Genomic DNA, 22,236 nt, shown 5'->3' with positions numbered 1-22,236 from the left:
CCCGTTGGCGAGATGCCACTATCTGTCGAGCATCCCGGGCGTTTCGCCGCAGTTACTGGTATCTCGCTGCCAGGGCAGGGTCGTCGTCGAGGTCGTCCGGCGGTGACCCGAGCAGCGACCGGGTGATCTGCTCGCTGTCCGCCGTCATCTCGTGCACCGCGGACAGCAGGTCGTCGTCGCCGACGTCGTGCCCGGCCTCCGCGGCCCGAAGCACGGCGCGTCGCACGGCCTCCTTGACGAACGACGCCGTGACGCCCTGGCTGAGGTCCGCCGCCCGCGTCAACGCCTCGACGCCGAACGGCAGCGTGCCCCGGTAGAGCTCGAACAGCCTGCGCCGAGCCGTGTCGTCCGGGAGCGGGATCTCCACCGCCAGGTCCACCCTGCCCGGCCGCTGCGCGAGCGCGCGCTCCAGCAGGTCTGCCCTGTTCGTGGTCAGCACGAACGCCACGTCCGCGTCGTTGCCCAGACCGTCCATCGCGTCGAGGACGTCGAAGAGCAGGGGCTGAGGCCCGTCGTGGAAGGAGCGGTCCTCGGCGATCAGGTCGCAATCCTCCAGGACGACGACGGCGGGCTGCAACGCGCGCGCGGTCTCTGCGGCGAGCCCGACCAGCCGGAGCGCCCCGCCCGCGAGCAGGATGACGGTGGTCTCCGGCGACTCGCCGACCAGGTGACGGATGGTGTGCGTCTTCCCTGTTCCCGGCGGCCCGTAGAGGAGGACGCCGCGCTTCAGGTGCTGACCGGCGGCGAGGAGGGCGTCGCGGAATCGCGCGACCCCGAGCACCTGCCGCTCGATCCGGTCGAGAGTGCCGTCGGGAAGGATCACATCGGAGGCCGGGATGCGCTCCCTCCGGAGGAACGTCATCCCTCCGGAGGCCGGGTTGTAGTCCGACGCCGTGAACGTGACGACCTGTCCGCGCAGCACGCTGTGCTCGATCATGGCCTCGCGGAGGGTGGCGAGCAGTCCGAGTGTCACGTCCTCGTCGGCGCTCATCACCTCGAGTGCCCCCTGGTTCCCGTAGCGCGGGCTCGCAGCACGCTGGAGGACCGCGACGGGGGAGCCGTCGACGTGGAACAGGTGCAGCCCGAACGCGACCGTGCGCCGTTCGGTGTCCGGTCCGGTCGCGGCGCGCGCGTAGTCGACGGCTCCGATCGGGAACTGCCCCCACATCGCCGAGTGCTCGACGATCTCCGAGAACGACGTGTGGATGCGCTGCTCGCCGCCGCCGATGCCGACCAGCCGCCCGCCCCCGTGCTGCGAGACGACCGTCTCGATCGCGACGTCGGCGTCGGTGGCGCGCAGCGCGGAGACGGTCTCCGACACCACGGGAAGGGCGCGCGGATCCGTCCCGAGGTGGTCGGCGAGCGCGCCGGCGACGGTGGGGCCGCCTGCGGCCTTGCTGTGCGACGCGCGCTCGTTCACCGTCGCCATGAACTCCGCGAACACGTCGAGGAACGACGTGGTGCGCTGGTCTTCGGGCTCCGGTGCTGACGACGGTCCAGTCGAGACGTTCATGCAGAGACCCTATGGCATGGCCTCAGCCGCGCGGTGCCCGCAGGGCCCGGAGGGTCAGCGCCGTGCTGAGCGCGGCGTGCGCCGCCTCCGCGCCCTTGTCCTCGCGCGAGTCGGCCAGGCCGGCCCTGTCGATGCCCTGCGCCTCGTCGTCGAGCGTCAGCACGCCGAAACCGACCGGCTTGCCGGTGTCGATGGCGACACGGGTGAGCCCGTCCGTCGCAGCGGACGACACGTACTCGAAGTGCGGCGTGCCGCCCCGGATGATGACACCGAGGGCGACCACGGCATCCGCACCGGACTCCAGCGCGGCCTTGCTCACCACTGGCAGCTCGAAGCTGCCGGGCACGCGCACCAGCGAGAACGTCGCTCCCGACGCCTCCAGCGTGCGCTGCGCTCCCGCGATCAGGCCGTCGGTGATCTGATCGTGCCAGGTCCCGGCGACGATGACCACGTTCAGGCCGGTTCCGTCCACGGTCTCCTCGGCGTTCGGGGCTCCCGCTCCGCTCATCGTGCTGTCCTTTCGGCTGTCTGCTCTGCAGGGGTGAAGAGGTGACCCATGCGGTCACGCTTGGTTTCGAGGTATCCCTCGTTGAAGGTGCCGACGCCCACGACGAGCGGAACGCGCTCCTCGACGGCGATGCCGTGCTCTTCGAGCTGGCGCACCTTCTCCGGGTTGTTGGTGAGGAGGCGCACCGACTGGATGCCGAGCTCCTGCAGGATGGCAGTGGCCGCCCCGTAGTCGCGGGCGTCGATGGGCAGGCCGAGGGCGAGGTTCGCATCCAGGGTGTCGAGACCCTCCTCCTGCAGCTTGTACGCGCGCAGCTTGTTGATGAGCCCGATGCCCCTGCCCTCGTGACCGCGCAGGTAGACGACCACGCCGCCCTCCCGCTGGATCGTGTCGAGCGCAGCGTCGAGCTGCGGACCGCACTCGCACTTGAGCGAGCCGAACGCCTCGCCGGTGAGGCACTCGGAGTGCACCCGCACCAGTGTTCCGGACGCGCTGGGCCGGCCGGAGACGATGGCCACGTGGTCGGCGCCGGTCATCCTGTCCCGGTATGCGCGCATCTTGAACGAGCCGTGCGTGGTCGGCACCGTCGTCTCGACCTCGAAGATCACCCGCGAGGTCTCGGGGATCGGGGTGACCGTCTCGAGCTGCTGGTCGCAGTGGAACTCCTGCAGGTAGGCGATCAGCGCCTCGATGGTGATGACGAGCACGCCCTCGCGCTCGCCCAGCTCGATCAGCCCGGGCAGGCGCATCATCTCGCCGTCGTCCGCGACGATCTCGGCGATGGCTCCCACCGGGGTGAGGCCGGCGAGCTTCAGCAGGTCGACCGCAGCCTCGGTGTGGCCGTCGCGTTCCCGCACTCCGCCGTCCATGGCGCGCAGCGGCAGGATGTGGCCCGGCCGGTGCAGGCTGGCCGGGACGGAGTCGAGGTCGGCGAGCACGCGCAGCGTGTGGGCGCGGTCCGCGGCGCTGATGCCGGTGCTGAGCCGGTCGGCCGCATCCACGCTCACCGTGTAGTTGGTGCCGCGCGAGTCCTCGTTGGTGGCGACCATCACCGGCAGGTCGAGCCGGTCGGCGATCTCGTTGGTCATCGGTGCGCAGATGAAGCCGGACGAGTTCTTGACCGTCCAGGCGATCCACTCCTGGCTGGCCAGCTCCGCGGCGAGGATGACGTCGCCCTCGTTCTCGCGGCTCTCGTTGTCCGCGACGATGACCGGTCGGCCGGCGCGCAGTTCGCTCAAGGCCTGGGGGATGGTGGCGAGGCTCATGATGCGCTCCGTTCGGGTTCTGCTGTCAGTGGTCCGTAGCCGAGGCCGAGCATCCGCTCGACGTGCCTGGCCAGGATGTCGGTCTCGATGTTGACGCGGTCGCCGACGACGCGTTCGCCGAGGGTGGTGGCCGCGAGCGTCTCCGGGATGAGGGACACCTCGAACCAGCCGTCGTCGATGGTCCCTCCTACCTCGCTCACCGTGAGCGAGACGCCGTCGATGGCGATCGATCCCTTGCGGGCGACGAGCGGAGCGTGCTCCGGGTCGAGGCTGAGCCGCACGACGCGCCAGGCGCTGCCGTCCGTGATGGCGATGACCTCCGCCGTTCCGTCGATGTGGCCCTGCACGATGTGGCCGCCGAGGCGGTCGCCCACCTGGGCTGCGCGCTCGAGGTTGACCGTGCGGCCGGGCTGGACGCCGTCCAGGGTGCTCATCGCGAGTGTCTCCGCCATGACGTCCGCCGTGAACGTCTCCGCATCCTGGTCGATGACGGTGAGGCAGACGCCGCTGACCGAGATCGAGTCGCCGTGCTTCGCGTCGCTGACGGCGATGGGACCACGCACGGTGATCCGTGCCGCGTCGTCGCCGAGGTCGACGGCGACGATCTCGCCCAGCTCTTCGATGATTCCGGTGAACATGCTCAGTTGCCTTCTCTCTGTGACTGCTCTGGATGCTGTCGTTCCGGCGCGGCCCGGATGAACAGGTCGGCCCCCAGCTGCTCGATCGAGTGGATGCACAGCAGCCGCTGCTCGGAGATCGTCCCCACGCCGATTTCCCCGATGGCGACCTTGCTGCCGCCGAGCAGGGTGGGCGCGAGGTAGATGGCGTACTCGTCGACCAGTCCGGCCTCGATGAACGCGCTCGCGAGCGTCGGCCCTCCCTCGACGTAGACCCGGCGGAAGCCGCGCTGGTGCAGGTCGGCGACCACGTCGTGCACGTCGTGCGTCCCCTCGAAGATCACCGGGTTCGGATGACGGAAGACCGCCGCGTCCTTGGGCACGGCGCGCATCCCGACCACGACGGGGGTGGGCTGGGTGCGCAGGAGTTCGCCGGCGTCTCCGCGGGCGGTGAGGCTGGGGTCGTCGGCGAGCACGGTGCCTGTGCCGACCACGATGGCGTCGGACGCTTCGCGCTGCTCGTGCACGCGCTGCCGGGCAGCGGCACCGGTGATCCAGGTGCTCGTGCCGTCGTCGGCCGCCGCGCGGCCGTCGAGGCTGCTCGCCCATTTGACCGTGATGTACGGACGGCCGAGGCGCGCGGCCGTGAGCCAGTCGCCGAGGAACGCCTCGACCTCGTCGGCGAGCACACCGCCGATCACCTCGACGCCGGCCTCGCGCAGCCGCGCGGCTCCTCCGCTGGAGGAGTGGCCGGGGTCGGTGGCCGCGTAGACGACCCGTGCGACGCCCGCCTCGATGAGGGCCTCGGAGCACGGACCGGTGTGGCCCCAGTGGTTGCACGGTTCGAGGGTGACGACGGCCGTCGCGCCGGCGGCTTCTCCTTCGCCGAGCTTGGAGAGCGCATCCACTTCGGCGTGCGGGGTGCCGACCCCGCGGTGCCAGCCTTCGGCGATGGTCGCGCCTGCTGCGTCGAGGATCACGCAGCCGACCCGCGGGTTCACACCCGTGGCCGGCCCGTTGTGAGCGAGTTCGATGGCGGTTCTCATCGCCGCGTCCCACGTCATCCCAGATCGGTCCTGTCTCTTGTAGCGAGACGTGTGCCGGGGTCGCGTGGCCGGCGACCGCATGCGGCCGCCACCCGTGCTGCCTCCCATCCGGACTGAGTGGCCAGGCGTTGCCTGACCCCATTACCGTCGGTGCCGGAGTTTCACCGGCTCAACAGTGCTGCGCTCTCACGCAGCCCCGCTCGCGGACTATCACCGCCGGTTCGGACTTTCACCGACCCCGGAGCACGTTTGTGTTCTGAGTCTAGTCAACGCCTCGGTGTGCGGACTATTCCCGTCGCACTGTTACGCGGGCTGCTGCGCGATCCAGCCCGCCGTGAGCGTCTGCACGGCCGACCCGTCGAGGTCGGCGAGCTTCACGCCTGCGAAGCGCTTCGCCGCCTCGGACGGCTGCACCCTGGCCGCCGGATGTTCGTCGGCGAGCAGCGCGACGATCACGTCGGCGACGCCTTCCGGAGTCTGCGCGTTCGCCGGGTCGAACGCCGCGGCCGTCCTCGCCAGGTAGGCGTCGAACAGGGGACGGTACGGGGAGTCGGCGGCCGGCGCGGAGCTGTCTGCTCCGACGTTCGCGACGAACTCGGTCGTGACGGCGCCCGGCTCGATGACGGTCACGCGCACGCCGAGCGCTCCGGCCACCGGGGTCAGCGACTCCATGAACCCCTCGACGGCGAACTTCGCGGCGCAGTACGCCTCGTTGAACGGCTGGCCGACCACTCCGCCGACGCTCGACACGGTCAGCATCCGGCCTCCCGTCTCGCGCAGCATCGGCAAGGCCGCCTTCGTCACGGCGACGACGCCGAAGAAGTTGACCTCCATCACGTCGCGCACCTCCTGGACGGACTCGTCCTCGATCGTGCCGACGTGGCCGGAGCCCGCGTTGTTGAGCAGCGCATCCAGCCGTCCGTGCTGCGACCGGATGTGCGCGAAGCAGGCGTCGATGGATGCGGGGTCCGTCACATCCAGGGCGTGCACGTCGAGCGTCACCCCTGCTTCTGCGGCGGCGGCGTCCAGTGGTCCGCGCTTGGCGAGGTCGCGCATGGTGGCGACGACGGTGTGGCCGGCGCGGGCCGCCGCGATGGCGGAGGAGCGGCCGATGCCGGTGGAGGTGCCGGTGATGAGCAGGACGGATGCGGTCATGTGCTCAGTCTCGCAGCGAAACCAGTGCGCGGGCAGTCCCTTCGTCCACGATCAGGTCGGTGATGAGCTCGGCGGAGAGCGCACCGCGGAGGCTGTGCACCTTGGACGGCCCCGACACGACGCAGACGCGGCGCGGCACGCGCTTGATCAGGTCGATGTCCGGCCCGCTCGCCCGTTCGTTCAGCGGGATGCCGTGGTGGCTGCCGTCTTCGCGGAAGAACACGGTTGCCACGTCGCCGACCACGCCGGACTCGTCGAGGGATGCGTAGTCGGCCTGGTCGAGGTAGCCGCCGGCGTAGACGTGCGAGCGCACCTCGGAGAAGGGCGAGCCGAGGCCGAAGATCGCCACATCCATCCGCTCCTGGATGTCCAGGATGCGCCGGGTGCTGCGCTCGCGCCACATCGCCGTCTTGGTCTGCGGGTCGTCGAACAGGGCAGGCACGGGGAACTCCTGGATCGTGCCGGAGAACGTGTCGCCGAAGCGGCGCAGGATCTCCGACGCGTAGAGCACGCCGGTCGTGTACGTGTTGCCCGCTCCGTTCAGCTGCACGAATTCGAGGTTGTGCAGGTCTTTCGGGATGAGGTGCCTGCTGAGGGCGCTCATCGTGGACCCCCACGCGATCCCTACCGTCTGGTTGGAGTCGATGAACCTGTCGAGAATCCGTGCAGCGGAGATGGCGACGCGCTCCAGCCTGTCCACGTCGCTGATGGCGCTCGGCATCGGCACGATGTGCGCGGCGATGCCGTAGCGCTCGTGGATGTCCTGCTGGATGCGCGTCGCCCCTTCGTGTGGGGTGGCGATCTGGATGGTGACCAGACCGGAGGCGCGGGCGTAGCTGAGCAGGCGGGAAACGCTGGACCGCGAGGTGTGCATCTCGTGGGCGATGGCTTCCATCGTCAGGTCCTGCATGTAGTAGAGGTGGCCTGCTTTGAGAGCGTCGCGGGTCTTCTCCGGCAGGTTCTCGGTGTCGTTGGTGGGCATTCGGGTGTCGTCTTCTCTCGTCGAGCTGCGGTTGCACGTATGTGCAGCCAGCTTGAACAAAGTGTCCGGGCATCGAAAACTATAGCTGGCAGAAATCCGCCCCGAGGAAAAACAGGAGTAGCCGTGGCAACGAAGTCGAACGCAACCCGCACCGAGGTCGAACGACTTCGCGAACGCCCGAACGCCAGGGTGCTCGTCATCGGCGGTGGCATCAACGGCCTCGGCACCTTCCGCGACCTGGCCCTGCAGGGCGTCGACGTGATCCTCGTCGAGCGCAACGACTTCGTCTCCGGAGCGTCCGCAGCGTCGAGCCACATGATCCACGGCGGCGTCCGCTACCTGGAGAACGGCGAGTTCCGGCTGGTCAGGGAGTCGGTGACCGAGCGCAACGGCCTGCTCAAGATCGCGCCGCACTACGTCAAGCCGCTGCAGACCACCATCCCGATCTTCTCCACCTTCTCGGGCATCCTGGCCGCCCCGCTGCGCTTCCTCACCCACAAGCAGGGCAAGCCGAAGGAGCGCGGGGCGTTCCTCATCAAGACCGGCCTGACGATCTACGACTCGTTCTCGCGCGACGGTGGCAGCGTGCCCCGCCACCAGTTCTCCGGCAAGAAGAAGTCGCTGGAGACCCAGCCGGAGCTGAACCCCGGCATCAAGTACACCGCGACGTACTTCGATGCCAGCGTCCACGACCCGGAGCGCCTGGCCCTGGATGTGCTGGCCGACGGTCTCGCGGCCGGCCCGCACGCCCGCGCGGCCAACTACGTCGAGGCGATCGGCACGCGCGACGGGGGAGTGCTCGTCCGCGACCGCGAGACGGGCGAGGAGTTCAGCATCGTCGCCGACGTGGTCGTGAACGCGTCCGGTCCGTGGACAGACCTCACCAACGCAGCGCTCGGCCGCAGCACGGAGTTCATGGGAGGCACGAAGGGCTCGCACATCGTCCTCGACAACCAGGAGCTGCTCGAGGCGTGCAAGGGCCGCGAGATGTTCTTCGAGAACAACGACGGCCGCATCGTGCTGATCTACCCGCTCAAGGGCCGCGTCATGGTCGGCACCACCGACCTCGAAGCGGACATGTCCGAGCGCGCCGTGTGCACCGAGGACGAGATCGACTACTTCATCGAGCTGGTCTCGCACGTTTTCCCAACGATCCCGGTGACCCGTTCGCAGATCGTCTACAGCTTCTCCGGCGTCCGCCCGCTGCCGCACCATGACGACACCGCCCCCGGTTTCGTCTCGCGTGACTACCGCATCGTGCCCGGCACCATCGACGGCCTCGGCTCCACCGCGGTCCTCAGCCTGGTGGGCGGCAAGTGGACGACGTTCCGCGCGCTGAGCGAGCACCTGGCCAACGAGACCCTGGATGCGCTCGGCGCGTCCCGCAGGGTGTCCACCGCCGGTCTCGCCATCGGTGGAGGCGCCGGCTTCCCGTCGACGCCCGCGGCGGAGCGCGACTGGGTGGCCAGGTACGGCGCAGACGTGGGAGCCGAGCGCGCATCCCAGCTGCTGCACCGCTACGGCACCAAGGCGACGTACGTGATCGACGCCATCGCGGGCAGCGACGACGACGACACCCGTCTCGCCGGGGCGCCGGACTACTCGCGCGCAGAGATCGACTACCTGGTGCGCACCGAGCACGTCGCGCACCTCTCCGACGTCTTCCTGCGCCGCACCAGCATCGCGTTCGTCGGCGGAATCAGCGGCGGTCTCGTGCGTGAGGTGGGCGAAATCGTGGCGAACGCACTCGGATGGTCGCCAATTCGGCGGTCTGAGGAGGAAGATGCATTCATAGCGGAACTCGCCGACGCCCACCGGGTGCACCTCGAGTCGGAGGACGGCAGCGAAGCCGCGGCGCTCCGATGATGCACGAACGTGCATAGCACGGTTCTTGTCACGGTGGGCTGGCGCTAATAGCGTTCAATTGCCCACCCTGACGAGAACCACACCACATCGCACAACAGGGTGCGGGTCAACTGAACAACTGGAAGGTCAACGTGGACAATATCGGTGTAGATTTCCTGTCGGAGTTGGTGGGCACGGCGATGCTCGTCCTCCTCGGTACCGGCGTCGTGGCGAACGTCGCACTCATCAAGAACAAGGGCTTCAACGGCGGGTTCCTGATGGTGAACATCGGCTGGGGCCTCGCGGTCTTCGCCGGTGTGATCGTTTCCTACAACTCCGGCGCCCATCTGAACCCCGCTGTGACGCTCGGACTTGTCGCCAACGGCGCCAAGGCCTTCGGCTCCGCCGCCGCGCACACGCTGGTTCCGGTGAACTTCGGTGTCGTGGCCTTGTACATCCTGGCTCAGCTGATCGGTGCCATCATCGGCGCCGTCCTCACCTGGCTGGCGTACAAGAAGCACTTCGACGAGGAGCCTGAGCCCGCCAACAAGCTCGGCGTCTTCTCGACCGGCCCGGCGATCCGCAGCTACGCGTGGAACCTCGTGACGGAGATCATCGGCACCTTCGTGCTGGTGTTCGTGGTGATCGCGTTCGGTCACCAGCCCGGCCAGGCCGCCGGTCTCGCCGCCCTCGGTGCTCTGCCCGTCGCCCTCCTGGTGATCGGCATCGGCGCCAGCCTCGGTGGCCCGACCGGATACGCCATCAACCCTGCCCGTGACCTCGGTCCGCGCATCGCGCACGCGATCCTGCCGATCAAGGGCAAGGGCTCGAGCGACTGGTCGTACTCCTGGGTTCCCGTCGTCGGCCCGATCATCGGCGGTCTCCTCGCCGGCTGGCTCGGCATCATCCTGCTCCCCATCCTCAAGTAATACCCGCGGGCCGATCCGGAAACGGATCGGCCCGCGTCAGTCCCACCCCCCAAAACAAAGGAGTTACCTATGGCCGAGTACGTTGTCGCCATCGATCAGGGCACGACCAGTACCCGTGCGATCATCTTCGACAAGTCCGGGTCGATCGTCTCGACCGGTCAGCTGGAGCACGAGCAGATCTTCCCGAAGGCCGGCTGGGTCGAGCACAACCCCGTCGAGATCTGGAACAACACCCGCGAGGTGATCGGCCAGGCTCTGTCGAAGGCGGACCTCACCCGTCACGACATCGCTGCTGTCGGCATCACCAACCAGCGCGAGACCGCGGTGGTCTGGGACAAGAACACCGGCGAGCCCGTCTACAACGCCATCGTCTGGCAGGACACCCGCACGCAGCCGATCGTGGACCGCCTGGCGGCCGACGGCGGCGTCGAGCGCTTCAAGCCGATCGTCGGCCTTCCGCTGGCGACCTACTTCTCCGGCACCAAGATCGTCTGGATCCTGGAGAACGTCGAAGGCGCACGCGAGCGCGCGGAGGCCGGGGACCTGCTCTTCGGCACCACGGACTCGTGGGTGCTCTGGAACCTGACCGGCGGCCCGGACGGCGGTGTGCACGCCACCGACGTGACGAACGCCTCCCGCACCCTGTTCATGGACCTCGAGACGCTCAGCTGGCGCGACGACATCCTCGAGGTGTTCGGCGTCCCGAAGTCGATGCTCCCGGAGATTAAGAGCTCGTCCGAGGTCTACGGCCAGGTCGAGCCGTCCAGCCTGCTCCGCGAGGTGCCGGTCGCCGGCATCCTCGGCGACCAGCAGGCGGCCACGTTCGGCCAGGCCGCGTTCGACACCGGCGAGTCCAAGAACACCTACGGCACGGGCAACTTCCTCATCTTCAACACGGGTGAGGAGATCGTCCACTCGAAGAACGGTCTGCTGACGACGCTGGGCTACAAGCTCGGCGACGCGAAGCCGCACTACGCCCTCGAGGGTTCCATCGCCGTCACCGGTTCGCTGGTGCAGTGGCTGCGCGACAACCTGGGCATCATCTCGAGCGCCCCGGAGATCGAGGAGCTGGCGAAGACGGTCGAGGACAACGGCGGAGCGTACTTCGTTCCGGCGTTCTCCGGTCTGTTCGCGCCGTACTGGCGGTCGGATGCGCGTGGTGCGCTCGTCGGCCTCACCCGGTACGTCAACAAGGGACACATCGCCCGCGCCGCCCTGGAGGCCACGGCCTTCCAGACCCGCGAGGTGCTGGATGCGGTCAACGCGGACTCCGGCGTGGACCTCACCGAGCTCAAGGTGGACGGCGGCATGATCGCCAACAACACCCTGATGCAGTTCCAGGCCGACATCCTCGGCGTCCCCGTCATCCGCCCGGTCGTCGCGGAGACGACCGCGCTGGGTGCCGCGTACGCCGCCGGTCTCGCGACGGGCTTCTGGGAGAACCTGGACGACCTGCGCAAGAACTGGCAGGAGGACAGCCGCTGGGAGCCGAAGATGGATGCGGACGAGCGCGACCGTCAGCTCCGCCTCTGGAAGAAGGCCGTCACGAAGACCTTCGACTGGGTCGACGAAGACGTGCAGAACGCCTAGTCAGCACCACCACGACGAACGCCGCCCGGCTCAGCCGGGCGGCGTTCTCGCGTTCAGGGGCGTTCAGTTCAGGGGGCGAGCAGCGCCGGCAGCTCGGCGAGCGACCGGATGCGCAGCACACCGGCCGCCGTAGCATCCGCAGCGTCCTCCAGCGTCTGCGCATCGCCGGTGCGGTCGAGCCAGACCCCGGTGAGGCCGGCGCGGGCGGCGCCGATCGCGTCGGTGCGCAGGCGGTCGCCGATGTACGCGGCGTCGGACGGCACGACACCGAAGACCTCGCAGGCGTGCAGGAAGATGGCCGGGTCCGGTTTCACGACGCCGAGTTCCCCGGACGCGATCACGTGCTCGACCCGCTGGTCGAGGGCCACGGTCGTCACCTTGCGCGTCTGGAACGCCAGGTCGCCGTTGGTGATGAGCCCGAACCGCACGCCGGGGATGCGCCCGGTCAGCGCATCCAGGCACGGGAGCGCGTCGTCGTGCAGCGCCCAGCTCTCCACGTAGTGCTCGAAGTACGTCGCGAACCACACGCTCGCCGCGGCGTCGTCGAGGGCGACGCCGTGGCGGGCGGCGAAGTCGCGGGCGCGCGCCTGACGCTGCCCCTCGAAGTCGAGCTGCCCGGCGAGGTAGGAGTGGTAGTGCGTCTCCTCCAGCTGGTGCCAGTACGCGACCGTCGTGGCCGCATCCAGGGCGCCGTACGGCTCTCCGAGCGCGGCGACGTGCCGCTGGATGCCGCGGGCGACGGCAGCCCGGTGGGCGAACAGTGTGTCGTCCAGGTCGAACAGCACGACGGACGGAGCGGTCACGAGCCGTCCGCGTGAACGTAGGTGGCGTCCGGCCAGTCGCCCGCCTGCTCGCGCGGGTCGTCCGGCAGCAGGGCGGCCTGCCAGTCGTCGAGCCTGGCGCCGCGCTGGATGCCTCCCGCACGTCGAGTGCCCTCGAACCGGAACCCGGCGCGCCGGGCGACGGATGCGCTGGCGGCGTTGCCGACGAACGCCCGCCACACCAGCCGCGCGAGGCCGAGGCCGCCGGGGGCCGCCGCGAGCGCGTGATCGACCACGAGCGAGACGGCGGCGCTCATGAGGCCGCGCCCCCTGGCCTCCGGCGCCAGCCAGAAGCCGATCTCGCCCTCACCGTGGTGGATGTCGTCCACCCCGATCATGCCCATCAGTGGGCCGTCCGCCGTTTCGCGGATCGCCCAGGTGCACGAGCTGCCCGCTGTCCACCCCCCAGGGACGATGTCGAGCACGAACGTCTCCGCGTCGCCCCGCGTGTACGGAGAGGGCACCGTCGTCCAGTGCGCGATCGCCGGGTCGGAGCACAGCTCGGCCACCCGGTCGATGTCGGAGGCGCCGGGCACGGAGAGCACGACGCGTGAGCCCGTCAGGACGACGGGCTCACGCGAGTTCGTCTCTGCGCTCGTCACGGGGATCCCTCAGCGTGCTCGGCGCAGGAAGCCGACGCGGTCGTACACGGTCGCGAGGGTGGCCTCGGCGATCTCCTCCGCCCGCTCGGCGTTCCTGGCCAGGATGCGGTCGAGCTCTGCCGGGTCGGCCAGCAGATCGAGGGCGCGCTCGCGGATCGGCGAGAACGTCTCGACGACCACCTCGGCCAGCCCCTTCTTGAAGTCCCCGTAGCCCTTGCCGTCGTACTCCACCTCGATGGACTCGATGCTGCGGCCGGAGAGCGAGGAGTAGATCGTCAGCAGGTTGGAGATGCCCGGCTTGCCGTCGCGGTCGAAGGACACGACGCCGTCGGTGTCCGTCACAGCGCGCATGATCTTCTTCTGCGTGACCTTCGGCTCGTCGAGCAACCACACCACCCCGGCGTGCGACTCCGCGGACTTCGACATCTTGGCCGTCGGGTTCTGCAGGTCGTAGATGCGAGCGCTCTCCTTGAGGATCATCGCCTGCGGCACGACGAATGTCTCCCCGAACCGGCTGTTGAAGCGCTCGGCCAGATCGCGGGTGAGCTCGACGTGCTGGCGCTGGTCGTCGCCGACCGGCACGACCTCTGCACCGTAGAGCAGGATGTCCGCGGCCATCAGCACCGGGTAGGCGAACAGCCCGACCGAGGTGGCCTCCGCGCCCTGCTTGGCCGACTTGTCCTTGAACTGGGTCATCCGCGACGCCTCACCGAAGCCGGTGATCGTGTTGAGCACCCAGGCGAGCTCCGCGTGGGCGGGGACGTGCGACTGCACGTACAGGGTGGATGCGGACGGGTCGATGCCGGCCGCGATGTACTGCGCGGCCGTCCTGCGGGTCTTCTCGCGCAGTTCCGCCGGCTCCTGCGACACCGTGATGGCGTGCATGTCGACGACGGAGAAGAAGGCGTCGTGTGTGGTCTGCAGTTCTTTCCACTGCAGCAGAGCGCCGATGTAGTTGCCGAGCTGCAGGGAGTCTGCAGACGGCTGCATGCCCGAATAGAGGCGGGGGAGTGTTGTCATGGTGTGTCCTTGAAAGCTCAGTATGGGAGGCGGGTCAGATGGCGTAGTCGACGACCACGGGAGTGTGGTCGGACCATCGCTCGTCGTACGCCTCTGCGCGGTCGACCGCGTAGTGCTTCACCGTGGCCGCCAGCGCCGGGGTCGCCAGCTGGTAGTCGATGCGCCAGCCGGTGTCGTTGTCGAACGCCTGCCCGCGCCACGACCACCAGGTGTACGGTCCGTCGACCTCTCCTGCCCACTTGCGCCCGACGTCGACCCAGCCGAGGCCGCCGCCCGCGTTGTAGTCGTCGTCGCCCTCCGCGCCGATGAAGCGGTCGAAGTACGCGCGCTCCTCGGGGAGGAAGCCGGCGCGCTTGACGTTGCCCTTCCAATTGCGGATGTCGAGCGTGCGGTGCCCGACGTTGAGGTCGCCGAGCACGACCGCGTACTCGCTGTGCTTCTGCAGCTCGGGGAGGCGGGCCTCCATCGCATCCAGGAATTTGTACTTCTCGACCTGCTTGGGGGAGTCCGCCTCACCGGAGTGGACGTAGGTGCTCACCACCGTGATGATCGTGCCGCCCACCTCGTAGTCCGCTTCGAGCCAGCGCCCAGCGCTGTCGAAGTCTTCTGCTCCGAGCTCCACCCGGTGGATGGATGCGCGGTGCCTGCTCGCGATCGCGACCCCGGCCCTGCCCTTGGCCGTCGCAGGGTCGTGCAGGATGTCCCACTCCTCGCCGAGCAGCGCCTGGATGTCTTCCGTGGAGGCGCGCACCTCCTGGATGGCGAGGATGTCGACGTCGCGCGTGTCGAGCCACGCTCCCATGCCCTTGCGGAAGGCGGCGCGGATGCCGTTGGTGTTGATCGTGGCGATACGCACGGGCTTCGAAGGCATGGATCAAGCCTACCGGGGACGACCGACGGTCCCCTCGTCGAGCACGTCGTTGAGCTCGTTCTGGGCGCGTTCGACCGCCCGCTGCGCTCGCAGCCGCCCGAGCCATTTCGCGGAGGCGAGCTCCCGCTTCGCCTGCTCCAGCTCCGCCTTGGCGACGACGACGCGCGCGCTGTGCTCCTCCGCCGCCTTCTCCGCCGCCGCCTGCTCGGGGGTGACCATGCGCGGGGAGAGGCCCCTGTCGAACATCCCGACGGCGATCCAGGATGCGGACAGCAGCATCACCCGCGAGACGAAGTTGAACCAGATCAGCAGACCGATGAACACGGCGAAGGTCGCCAGCAGCGGGTTCTTTGTGGCGCCGTTGAAGAACACCCCGGCGAGGGTGCTCAGGCCGGCCAGCGTCAGGCTGCCGAGCAGGGTGCCGAAGAAGAGGTTGCGCCACGGCACGGCCACCCGGGCGAGCACCCGGAACATCGCCCCGAGCGTGACGATGTTGAGCAGCACGGAGACGAACAGCCCGGAGACCCTGGCCACGAAGTTGGTCCAGAACGTGTCGCTCAGTCCGACCAGGTCGAGCACGAAGGTAAGTGCCTCGGTGCTGACGATGGTGAGCACCGCCGAGATCAGCAGCACGACGCCGAACATCAGCGCGAGGCCGAGGTCGCGGATCTTCTGCAGCACGTAGTTAGTGGTGTCACGGGAGAGACCGAATACCGCGCGGACGGCCTGCCTGGTGTAGTACAGCCAGCCGATGGCGGTCCAGATCAGGCCGATGGCGGCGATGATGCCCGTCCAGCCGAACGAGGTCGCGCCCTCCAGCTGCGACAGCTGGATGGCGCCGGGATGGCCGTTCACCGCGATGAGGCCGGGGATGGCGCGGTTGATCACGTCGGTCAGCGCTTTCAGAACATCCGGGTTGCTTGTCAGCCAGATGCCTGCCACCGAGAACGCCACCCAGATCGCGGCGAACACTGCGAACAGGGACTGGTAGCCCATCCCGGCGGCGCGCAGGTTGCCATCGCTGTACGAGAAGTTCATGTAGACCCGGTACGGCCGCAGCGCCTTCACCCACTTGGCCCAGATGGTGACCCGCGCGACCGGCCGTTCGAGCCGCTCGCGGAGCGGTTCGGTCGCCTCGGTGATCCGGTCCTTCAGCGACTCGGACTCCGGCTCGATCGTGCCCTCCGCGCGCTGCAGTGCCCGGTCGGGACGCACAGGCGCGACGTCCCGCTTCGACTTCTTGGCCACGGTGTCAGCTTATCGACCGCCAGATACCAAGAACTGCGCGATCTCCGGGTGGAAATCGCGCAGTTCGTGGTGTTTCGTGCTGGTGCTTAGGGCTTGCCTCGCATGATGGCCTGCTTGACCTCGGCGATGGCCTGGGTCACCTGGATGCCACGCGGGCAGGCGTCGGTGCAGTTGAAGGTGGTGCGGCAGCGCCACACGCCTTCCTTGTCGTTGAGGATGTCGAGACGCACCTGCGCGTTGTCGTCGCGGGAGTCGAAGATGAAGCGGTGCGCGTTGACGATCGCGGCGGGGCCGAAGTACTGGCCGTCGGTCCAGAACACCGGGCAGGACGAGGTGCACGCCGCGCACAGGATGCACTTGGTCGTGTCGTCGAAGCGCGCGCGGTCCGCGACGGACTGGATGCGCTCCTTGTCCTTCGGGGGAGTGCTGTTCGCGACGAGGAAGGGCTGCACCTCGCGGTAGGAGGCGAAGAACGGCTCCATGTCGACGATGAGGTCCTTCTCGAGCGGCAGGCCCTTGATCGCCTCGACGTAGATCGGCTTCGAGATGTCGAGGTCTTTGATCAGCGTCTTGCAGGCGAGGCGGTTGCGGCCGTTGATGCGCATGGCGTCCGACCCGCAGATGCCGTGCGCGCAGGAGCGGCGGAAGGTCAGCGACCCGTCCTGCTCCCACTTGATCTTGTGCAGCGCGTCCAGGATGCGGTCGGTCGGGAACATCTCGACGTCGAAGTCCTGCCAGCGCGGCTCCGTGTCCACATCCGGGTCGAAACGCCGGATGATCAGGGTCACGGTGAACGACTGGATCGGCGCCTCAGGTGCGGGCGGAGTCTCGAGCACGGCGTTCGACATCAGTACTTCCTCTCCATCGGCTGGTAGTTGGTCACGACGACCGGCTTCCAGTCGAGACGAATGTGGTCGGCGGCGTCGGACGAGTGGGGGTCGCCCGACAGGTAGGCCATGGTGTGCTTCATGTAGTTCTCGTCGTCGCGCTTCGGGTAGTCGTCGCGCATGTGGCCGCCGCGGCTCTCCTGGCGGTTGCGGGCTGAGAAGACGACGACCTCGGCGAGGTCGAGCAGGAAGCCCAGCTCGACGGCCTCGAGCAGGTCGGTGTTGAACCGCTTGCCCTTGTCCTGCACGACGATGTTGCGGTACCGGTCGCGCAGCTCGTGGATGGTCTGGGTGACCTTCGCGAGGGACTCATCGGTGCGGAACACCTGAGCGTTCTTGTCCATCTCGTCCTGCAGCTCCTTGCGGATGGCTGCGATGCGCTCGGTGCCGGTCCCGTTGCGGAGACCGTCGATCATGTCGCGGACGGCCTTGGCCGGGTCGGCGGGGAGCGGGACGGCGGTGGCGGTCTTGACGTACTCGACCGCGTTGTTGCCCGCGCGCTTGCCGAACACGTTGATGTCGAGGAGCGAGTTGGTGCCCAGACGGTTGGAGCCGTGCACGGACACGCAGGCGCACTCACCGGCGGCGTAGAGGCCGGGGACGACGGTGGTGTTGTCGCGGAGGACCTCTGCCGCCGTGTTGGTCGGGATGCCGCCCATCGCGTAGTGCGCCGTCGGCATCACGGGGACCGGCTCGACGACGGGGTCGACGCCCAGGTATGTGCGGGCGAACTCGGTGATGTCCGGGAGCTTGGTCTCCAGGACCTCTGCGCCCAGGTGGGTGCAGTCGAGGAGCACGTAGTCCTTGTGCGGGCCTGCACCGCGGCCCTCCGCCACCTCCTGGACCATGCAGCGGGCGACGATGTCGCGCGGCGCGAGGTCTTTGATGGTGGGGGCGTAGCGCTCCATGAAGCGCTCACCGCTGGCGTTGCGGAGGATCGCGCCCTCACCGCGCGCACCCTCGGTGAGGAGGATGCCGAGCCCGGCGAGGCCGGTCGGGTGGAACTGGAAGAACTCCATGTCTTCCAGCGGGAGCTTCTTGCGCCAGATGATGCCGACGCCGTCACCGGTGAGGGTGTGGGCGTTGGAGGTGGTCTTGTAGATCTTGCCGAAGCCGCCGGTCGCGAAGATGATCGCCTTCGAGTGGAAGACGTGCAGCTCACCGGTGGCCAGCTCGTACGCGACGACGCCGGCGGGCTGGTCGACCCCGTCCACCTCGTTCATGATCACGTCGAGGACGTAGAACTCGTTGAAGAAGTTGATGCCGAGCTTGACGCAGTTCTGGAACAGCGTCTGCAGGATCATGTGGCCGGTGCGGTCCGCCGCGTAGCAGGCGCGGCGCACAGGGGCCTTGCCGTGGTCGCGGGTGTGACCGCCGAAGCGGCGCTGGTCGATCTTGCCCTCTGGTGTCCTGTTGAACGGCAGGCCCATGTTCTCGAGGTCGATGACCGCGTCGATGGCCTCCTTGGCGAGGATCTCCGCCGCGTCCTGGTCGACGAGGTAGTCGCCGCCCTTGACGGTGTCGAAGGTGTGCCACTCCCAGCTGTCCTCCTCCACGTTCGCCAGCGCAGCGGCCATGCCGCCCTGCGCGGCTCCCGTGTGGGAGCGGGTGGGGTAGAGCTTCGAGATCACCGCGGTCCTGGCGTGCGGTCCGGCTTCGATGGCGGCGCGCATCCCCGCCCCGCCTGCTCCGACGATGACGATGTCGAACTCGTGATAGTGGACGCCGTCGATGACGGTCGATTCAGAGGTTTCAGTTGTCACAGCGTTTTCCGTAGTCGTTGGCTACTAGGTGATTACTTGACCGGGCAGAACGACGGCAGAAGATCGGCCGGAGCGCCTGCAGGGCACGGTTCGAAGGTGAAGATCACGAGGGTTCCGAGGACGACCAGCACCACGACGGCCGCCAGGATGGCGCCCTTCAGGATGCGGTTGACCACACGGTTGTGCGAGTAGTCGTTGACCAGGGTGCGCATCCCGTTGCCGCCGTGGATCATCGCGAGCCAGAGCATCAGCAGGTCCCAGACCTGCCAGAACGGGGTGGCGTACTTGCCGCCGATGAAGGCGAAGTCGATCTGCTTGACGCCCTCGCCCATGACGAGGTTCACGAACAGGTGCCCGAAGATGAGGACGATCAGCAGCACGCCGGACGCGCGCATGTAAATCCAGCCCCACTTCTCCCAGTTGACGCCCTTCTTGCGGGCGGGACGGGACGGGGTGCGGGGAGCTTCGATGGTCGTCATGGTCAGTGCCCCTCTCCGAAGATGTGGATGAGCTGCACCGGGACGAAGCCGGCCATCAGCACTACCCAGAGCACGATGACGGTCCAGAACATGACCTTCTGGTACTTGACGCCCTTGCTCCAGAAGTCGATGAGGATGATCCGGATGCCGTTGAAGGCGTGGAAGACGATGGCCGCGACCAGCGCGATCTCACCGAGTCCCATGATGGGGTTCTTGTACGTCCCGATCACCGCGTTGTACGCCTCGGGGCTGACCCGGATGAGCGAGGTGTCGAGGATGTGCACGAGGAGGAAGAAGAAGATGGCGACGCCCGTGATGCGGTGCAGCACCCACGACCACATTCCCTCTCGGCCCCGGTACAGTGTCCCGCCCGGCCTGTTCTTGGTCGGCTGCAGGGTTCCTGCCGCTTGATCTGGCACGAACAACCCTCCCTGGTTGTGGTCGCTTGCTGACGCGCTGGAGCGCTGCACCAGTCTATGCCGCACGGCTGTTCCACGCTGCTTAGGCGTGCCTAAGTGTCTCGACGTCGAGACAAATCGGCTCGGATCGGCTCAGGAGGGAGCGGCGAGTCCGAGAACCGGATAGAGCACCCGGAAGCCCTCTTGCAGGCCTCCGGTGAGTGCCTTCTGCACGTGGCCGCCGTTGTGCACCTCGTGGTAGTCGACGTTCATCCCGACCTGCCTGGCCGCTGCGGCGACCCGGAGGGCGACGGGCCGGTACATCGCGTCGTCCGAGCCGACCGTGAACACGGCGATGGTGTGCCGGAAGTCCTTGCCGCGCATGAGCCGCAGCGGCTTCTGGTCCTCGTACGCGTCCCTGTCGCCGCCGAAGACGTCGTGCAGTACGGCCGCCTCGTGGTCGGAGCCGGGGAACTCCTCGCCGGAGATGTCGATCAGGTTGCTGAACAGGTCGGGTCGCTTGACCGCGATCGAGAGCGCGCACTGCCCGCCGTTGGAATACCCGGCGATGGTCCAGAACCGGCGGTCGTGGGTGATGTTCAGGTGCTTCTGCGCCCAGTCGACGACATCCTGGGTGAGGAAGGTCTGCGCCTTGCCGAACCGCTTCGTGTCGAGGCACAGCGGATCCTTGAGGGGGTCGCCGAGCTGGTCGGCGACGATCACGATGGGCGCGAGCCCGCCGTGCTTCGCCGCGATCGGGTCGAGCACCGCCGCCGCCTGGTACGGGTCCGGGTTGCCCGGCTGGCCCATCAGCATCACGACGAGGGGGAGGGGAGGCGGGTTCTTCACGAGCGCCGCCGGCGGGAGGTAGATGCCGGCGGGACGGGAGGGGAAGCCCGATCCGGTGTTCGGGATGACCTGGCTCCCGGTCTTGCCGTGCTCGGGAAGGTCGGCAGGGGGCGTCCAGTGCTTCCAGAGCTGCGTGTCGTATCCGGATGCCGCCGTCGGAGGAGTGAGCCGGATGGGCTTGTCCGTCGAGATGGAGAGCAGGTTGCCGAGCGTGCGATTGATCCCGTATGTCGCGTTGACCGCCAGCGTCCCCGCCGCGATGAACACCGGGATGCACGCCACCGCCACGATCTTCCGCCACCTGGGCGACCGCCACAGGTTCGCCACGGCCAGCGCGACAGCGCAGCAGGTGGCGGTGATCCACGCGTAGTTCACCAGGCCGAGCGACGTGCCGAAGAGGTCGAGCCAGCGCACGGCGACCAGCCAGATGCCCACGGAGACCACGAGTCCGGCCGCGACGGCGGAGAGGGCGGTGAGCAGCCAGCGCGCCGTCGGGCGGCGCACGAGCAGGAACGCGACGGCGACGCCCGCGAGCGCGAGCACGGCCACGATGACAGGGCCATCGACGACATCGGTCGTCAGCAGCGCGTCGAACATTGAATCCACCCCCGGCTGCCTGTCGGGATCTTCGGGTGCGCGACAGGTGCCGGACGGAACGCTAGCGCATCCGGATGGCTGCGCCCTTACAACACGTCGCTGGAACCGGTGAGCTTCAGCGCGTCTACCACGGCCTTCACCCGCTGGGCGTTCTCGCTCGTGGTGACGAGCAGTGCGTCCGGGGTGTCGACGACCACGATGTCCTTCACGCCGATGAGGCTGATCACCCGGCCGGACTGGCTGACCACGATGCCGCTCGACGCGTCGGAGAGCACGCGGGCGTTCTCTCCGAGGATCGCGAGGTCGGACTTGCGGCCGCCCGAGTTGAGCTTGGCGAGAGACGCGAAGTCTCCGACGTCGTCCCAGTCGAAGTAGCCGGGGATCACCGAGAGCACGCCGCGGCTGGCCGCAGGCTCCGCCACCGCGTAGTCGATGGCGATCTTCTCGAGGCCGGGCCAGATGCGGTCGACGGCCGGCCCGCGGGTGGCAGGGTCGTCCCAGGCCTCTGCGAGCTCGAGCAGCCCGGCGAGCAGTTCGGGCTTGGAGCGGCCGATCTCGTCGAGCAGACGGTCGGCGCGGGAGATGAACATGCTGGCGTTCCAGAGGTACGCGCCGCTCGCGAGGTAGCCCTCCGCCGTCTCCAGGTCGGGCTTTTCGACGAACTCGGTCACCGAGATGGCGCTCGGCGCCCCGTCGATGGCGAGCCCGTCCCCGGTGCGGATGTACCCGAAGCCGACGGCAGGCTCCGTGGGCCGGATGCCGATGGTGGTGATGTACCCGGCGTCCGCGGAGGCGATGGCCTCGCGGACGGCGGCGCCGAACAGGGGCTGGTTCTTGATGACGTGGTCGGCCGCGAATGAGCCGATGATCACGCCGGGCTCCCGCCGCTCCAGGATGGCGGCGGCGAGGCCGATGGCCGCGGTGGAGTCGCGCGGCTCGGACTCGAGCACCACGTTGTGGTCGGCCAGGGTGGGCAGCTGCGCCTCGACGGCCGCGCGGTGCGCGCGCCCGGTGACCACCATGATCCGCTGCTCGCCGGAGAGGGGGGAGAGCCGGTCCCAGGTGTCGCGCAACAGGGTCTGTCCCGAGCCTGTGAGGTCGTGCAGGAACTTCGGCGCGTCGGCTCGGGAGAGCGGCCAGAGCCTGGAGCCGATGCCGCCCGCCGGGATCACTGCGTAGAAGCGATCGAGCGCGCTGGAGGTATGTGCCATATCGAAAGGATACCGAGCCCTCCCGGACACGAGCCGTTCA

21 protein-coding genes and 1 riboswitch are annotated in these 22,236 nt (G+C 68.4%); of the genes, 3 read left to right on the top strand and 18 right to left on the bottom strand.

Going from position 1 to position 22,236, the window contains the following annotated elements; all coding sequences use genetic code 11:
* Positions 1-52: 52 nt before the first annotated feature.
* The 7 genes from B7438_RS08910 to B7438_RS08880 all read right to left on the bottom strand — a co-directional run bounded on the left by B7438_RS08910 (position 53) and on the right by B7438_RS08880 (position 7,086).
* Complete coding sequence (locus B7438_RS08910; RefSeq protein ID WP_085369197.1) at positions 53-1,513, bottom strand: ATP-binding protein; 1,461 nt, start codon at positions 1,511-1,513, stop codon at positions 53-55.
* Positions 1,514-1,535: 22 nt separating this feature from the next.
* Positions 1,536-2,021 (bottom strand): 6,7-dimethyl-8-ribityllumazine synthase, encoded by a 486-nt coding sequence (ribH, locus tag B7438_RS08905; protein WP_085369196.1) that lies wholly within the window; start codon positions 2,019-2,021, stop codon positions 1,536-1,538.
* Positions 2,018-3,286 carry a GTP cyclohydrolase II gene (ribA, locus tag B7438_RS08900; RefSeq protein WP_085369195.1) on the bottom strand — a complete coding sequence of 423 codons (1,269 nt, stop codon included), beginning with the start codon at positions 3,284-3,286 and terminating at the stop codon, positions 2,018-2,020. The genes ribH and ribA overlap by 4 nt, the downstream gene beginning before the upstream one ends.
* On the bottom strand, positions 3,283-3,924 hold the full coding sequence (locus tag B7438_RS08895) for a riboflavin synthase (protein WP_085369194.1): 642 nt from the start codon (positions 3,922-3,924) through the stop codon (positions 3,283-3,285). Before B7438_RS08895 ends, ribA begins: the two co-directional genes overlap by 4 nt.
* A gap of 2 nt (positions 3,925-3,926) precedes the next feature.
* Positions 3,927-4,949 carry a bifunctional diaminohydroxyphosphoribosylaminopyrimidine deaminase/5-amino-6-(5-phosphoribosylamino)uracil reductase RibD gene (gene ribD / locus B7438_RS08890; protein WP_256921941.1) on the bottom strand — a complete coding sequence of 341 codons (1,023 nt, stop codon included), beginning with the start codon at positions 4,947-4,949 and terminating at the stop codon, positions 3,927-3,929.
* 90 nt (positions 4,950-5,039) lie between these two features.
* Positions 5,040-5,200, bottom strand: a riboswitch (FMN riboswitch).
* Between the two features lie 52 nt (positions 5,201-5,252).
* Positions 5,253-6,104 (bottom strand): SDR family oxidoreductase, encoded by an 852-nt coding sequence (locus B7438_RS08885; protein ID WP_085369192.1) that lies wholly within the window; start codon positions 6,102-6,104, stop codon positions 5,253-5,255.
* Positions 6,105-6,108: 4 nt separating this feature from the next.
* Positions 6,109-7,086, bottom strand: a complete 978-nt coding sequence (locus tag B7438_RS08880; protein ID WP_085369191.1) for a sugar-binding transcriptional regulator — start codon at positions 7,084-7,086, stop codon at positions 6,109-6,111.
* A 123-nt stretch (positions 7,087-7,209) separates the two neighbouring features.
* On the opposite strand from B7438_RS08880, the gene B7438_RS08875 reads away from it, so the two are divergent.
* The 3 genes from B7438_RS08875 (at position 7,210) to glpK (ending at position 11,450) form a co-directional block, all read left to right on the top strand.
* Entirely contained in the window at positions 7,210-8,952 is a 1,743-nt protein-coding gene (locus tag B7438_RS08875; RefSeq protein ID WP_256921940.1) for a glycerol-3-phosphate dehydrogenase/oxidase, read from the top strand.
* 179 nt (positions 8,953-9,131) lie between these two features.
* Positions 9,132-9,860 (top strand): MIP/aquaporin family protein, encoded by a 729-nt coding sequence (locus B7438_RS08870; protein WP_247597407.1) that lies wholly within the window; start codon positions 9,132-9,134, stop codon positions 9,858-9,860.
* Positions 9,861-9,929: 69 nt separating this feature from the next.
* Complete coding sequence (glpK, locus tag B7438_RS08865; RefSeq protein WP_085369188.1) at positions 9,930-11,450, top strand: glycerol kinase GlpK; 1,521 nt, start codon at positions 9,930-9,932, stop codon at positions 11,448-11,450.
* A gap of 68 nt (positions 11,451-11,518) precedes the next feature.
* Here glpK and B7438_RS08860 read toward each other — a convergent pair whose 3' ends face one another.
* From B7438_RS08860 to B7438_RS08810, 11 genes are all read right to left on the bottom strand, one after another.
* Entirely contained in the window at positions 11,519-12,253 is a 735-nt protein-coding gene (locus tag B7438_RS08860; RefSeq protein WP_085369187.1) for an HAD family hydrolase, read from the bottom strand.
* Positions 12,250-12,873, bottom strand: coding sequence for a GNAT family N-acetyltransferase (locus B7438_RS08855; protein ID WP_085369186.1), 624 nt, complete (start codon positions 12,871-12,873; stop codon positions 12,250-12,252). Before B7438_RS08855 ends, B7438_RS08860 begins: the two co-directional genes overlap by 4 nt.
* 9 nt (positions 12,874-12,882) lie before the next feature.
* A complete protein-coding gene (gene trpS, locus B7438_RS08850; protein WP_085369185.1) occupies positions 12,883-13,893 on the bottom strand; it encodes a tryptophan--tRNA ligase in 1,011 nt (336 codons plus the stop codon).
* 34 nt (positions 13,894-13,927) lie between these two features.
* Positions 13,928-14,764, bottom strand: a complete 837-nt coding sequence (locus tag B7438_RS08845; RefSeq protein WP_085369184.1) for an exodeoxyribonuclease III — start codon at positions 14,762-14,764, stop codon at positions 13,928-13,930.
* 9 nt (positions 14,765-14,773) lie between these two features.
* Complete coding sequence (locus tag B7438_RS08840; RefSeq protein WP_085369183.1) at positions 14,774-16,012, bottom strand: YihY/virulence factor BrkB family protein; 1,239 nt, start codon at positions 16,010-16,012, stop codon at positions 14,774-14,776.
* An 86-nt stretch (positions 16,013-16,098) separates the two neighbouring features.
* Entirely contained in the window at positions 16,099-16,860 is a 762-nt protein-coding gene (locus tag B7438_RS08835; RefSeq protein WP_085369182.1) for a succinate dehydrogenase iron-sulfur subunit, read from the bottom strand.
* Positions 16,860-18,662: a succinate dehydrogenase flavoprotein subunit gene (sdhA, locus tag B7438_RS08830; protein WP_085369181.1), complete on the bottom strand. Its 1,803-nt coding sequence runs from the start codon at positions 18,660-18,662 to the stop codon at positions 16,860-16,862. Before sdhA ends, B7438_RS08835 begins: the two co-directional genes overlap by 1 nt.
* A gap of 32 nt (positions 18,663-18,694) precedes the next feature.
* Positions 18,695-19,141 (bottom strand): succinate dehydrogenase hydrophobic membrane anchor subunit, encoded by a 447-nt coding sequence (locus tag B7438_RS08825; protein ID WP_085369180.1) that lies wholly within the window; start codon positions 19,139-19,141, stop codon positions 18,695-18,697.
* Positions 19,142-19,143: 2 nt separating this feature from the next.
* Complete coding sequence (gene sdhC, locus B7438_RS08820) at positions 19,144-19,482, bottom strand: succinate dehydrogenase, cytochrome b556 subunit (protein ID WP_247597408.1); 339 nt, start codon at positions 19,480-19,482, stop codon at positions 19,144-19,146.
* Between the two features lie 210 nt (positions 19,483-19,692).
* Entirely contained in the window at positions 19,693-20,985 is a 1,293-nt protein-coding gene (locus B7438_RS08815; RefSeq protein ID WP_085369179.1) for an esterase family protein, read from the bottom strand.
* An 86-nt stretch (positions 20,986-21,071) separates the two neighbouring features.
* Positions 21,072-22,196: a mannose-1-phosphate guanylyltransferase gene (locus B7438_RS08810; protein ID WP_085369178.1), complete on the bottom strand. Its 1,125-nt coding sequence runs from the start codon at positions 22,194-22,196 to the stop codon at positions 21,072-21,074.
* Positions 22,197-22,236: the final 40 nt, after the last annotated feature.

This window comes from Leifsonia sp. NCR5, assembly GCF_002105485.1.
Lineage (GTDB): Bacteria > Actinomycetota > Actinomycetes > Actinomycetales > Microbacteriaceae > Leifsonia.
Note: the sequence above shows the minus strand (reverse complement) of the source record. Positions and strands in the feature narration are given on the sequence as shown.

Coding starts and splice junctions, on each gene's coding strand:
- glpK (WP_085369188.1), top strand. CDS start 9,930: ATGGCCGAGTACGTTGTCGCCATCGATCAGGGCACGACCAGTACCCGT.
- B7438_RS08810 (WP_085369178.1), bottom strand. CDS start 22,196: ATGGCACATACCTCCAGCGCGCTCGATCGCTTCTACGCAGTGATCCCG.
- sdhC (WP_247597408.1), bottom strand. CDS start 19,482: ATGTGGTCGTGGGTGCTGCACCGCATCACGGGCGTCGCCATCTTCTTC.
- trpS (WP_085369185.1), bottom strand. CDS start 13,893: ATGACAACACTCCCCCGCCTCTATTCGGGCATGCAGCCGTCTGCAGAC.
- B7438_RS08880 (WP_085369191.1), bottom strand. CDS start 7,086: ATGCCCACCAACGACACCGAGAACCTGCCGGAGAAGACCCGCGACGCT.
- B7438_RS08885 (WP_085369192.1), bottom strand. CDS start 6,104: ATGACCGCATCCGTCCTGCTCATCACCGGCACCTCCACCGGCATCGGC.
- B7438_RS08815 (WP_085369179.1), bottom strand. CDS start 20,985: ATGTTCGACGCGCTGCTGACGACCGATGTCGTCGATGGCCCTGTCATC.
- ribA (WP_085369195.1), bottom strand. CDS start 3,286: ATGAGCCTCGCCACCATCCCCCAGGCCTTGAGCGAACTGCGCGCCGGC.
- B7438_RS08870 (WP_247597407.1), top strand. CDS start 9,132: ATGCTCGTCCTCCTCGGTACCGGCGTCGTGGCGAACGTCGCACTCATC.
- B7438_RS08845 (WP_085369184.1), bottom strand. CDS start 14,764: ATGCCTTCGAAGCCCGTGCGTATCGCCACGATCAACACCAACGGCATC.
- B7438_RS08825 (WP_085369180.1), bottom strand. CDS start 19,141: ATGACGACCATCGAAGCTCCCCGCACCCCGTCCCGTCCCGCCCGCAAG.
- ribD (WP_256921941.1), bottom strand. CDS start 4,949: ATGAGAACCGCCATCGAACTCGCTCACAACGGGCCGGCCACGGGTGTG.
- ribH (WP_085369196.1), bottom strand. CDS start 2,021: ATGAGCGGAGCGGGAGCCCCGAACGCCGAGGAGACCGTGGACGGAACC.
- B7438_RS08910 (WP_085369197.1), bottom strand. CDS start 1,513: ATGAACGTCTCGACTGGACCGTCGTCAGCACCGGAGCCCGAAGACCAG.
- B7438_RS08895 (WP_085369194.1), bottom strand. CDS start 3,924: ATGTTCACCGGAATCATCGAAGAGCTGGGCGAGATCGTCGCCGTCGAC.
- B7438_RS08835 (WP_085369182.1), bottom strand. CDS start 16,860: ATGTCGAACGCCGTGCTCGAGACTCCGCCCGCACCTGAGGCGCCGATC.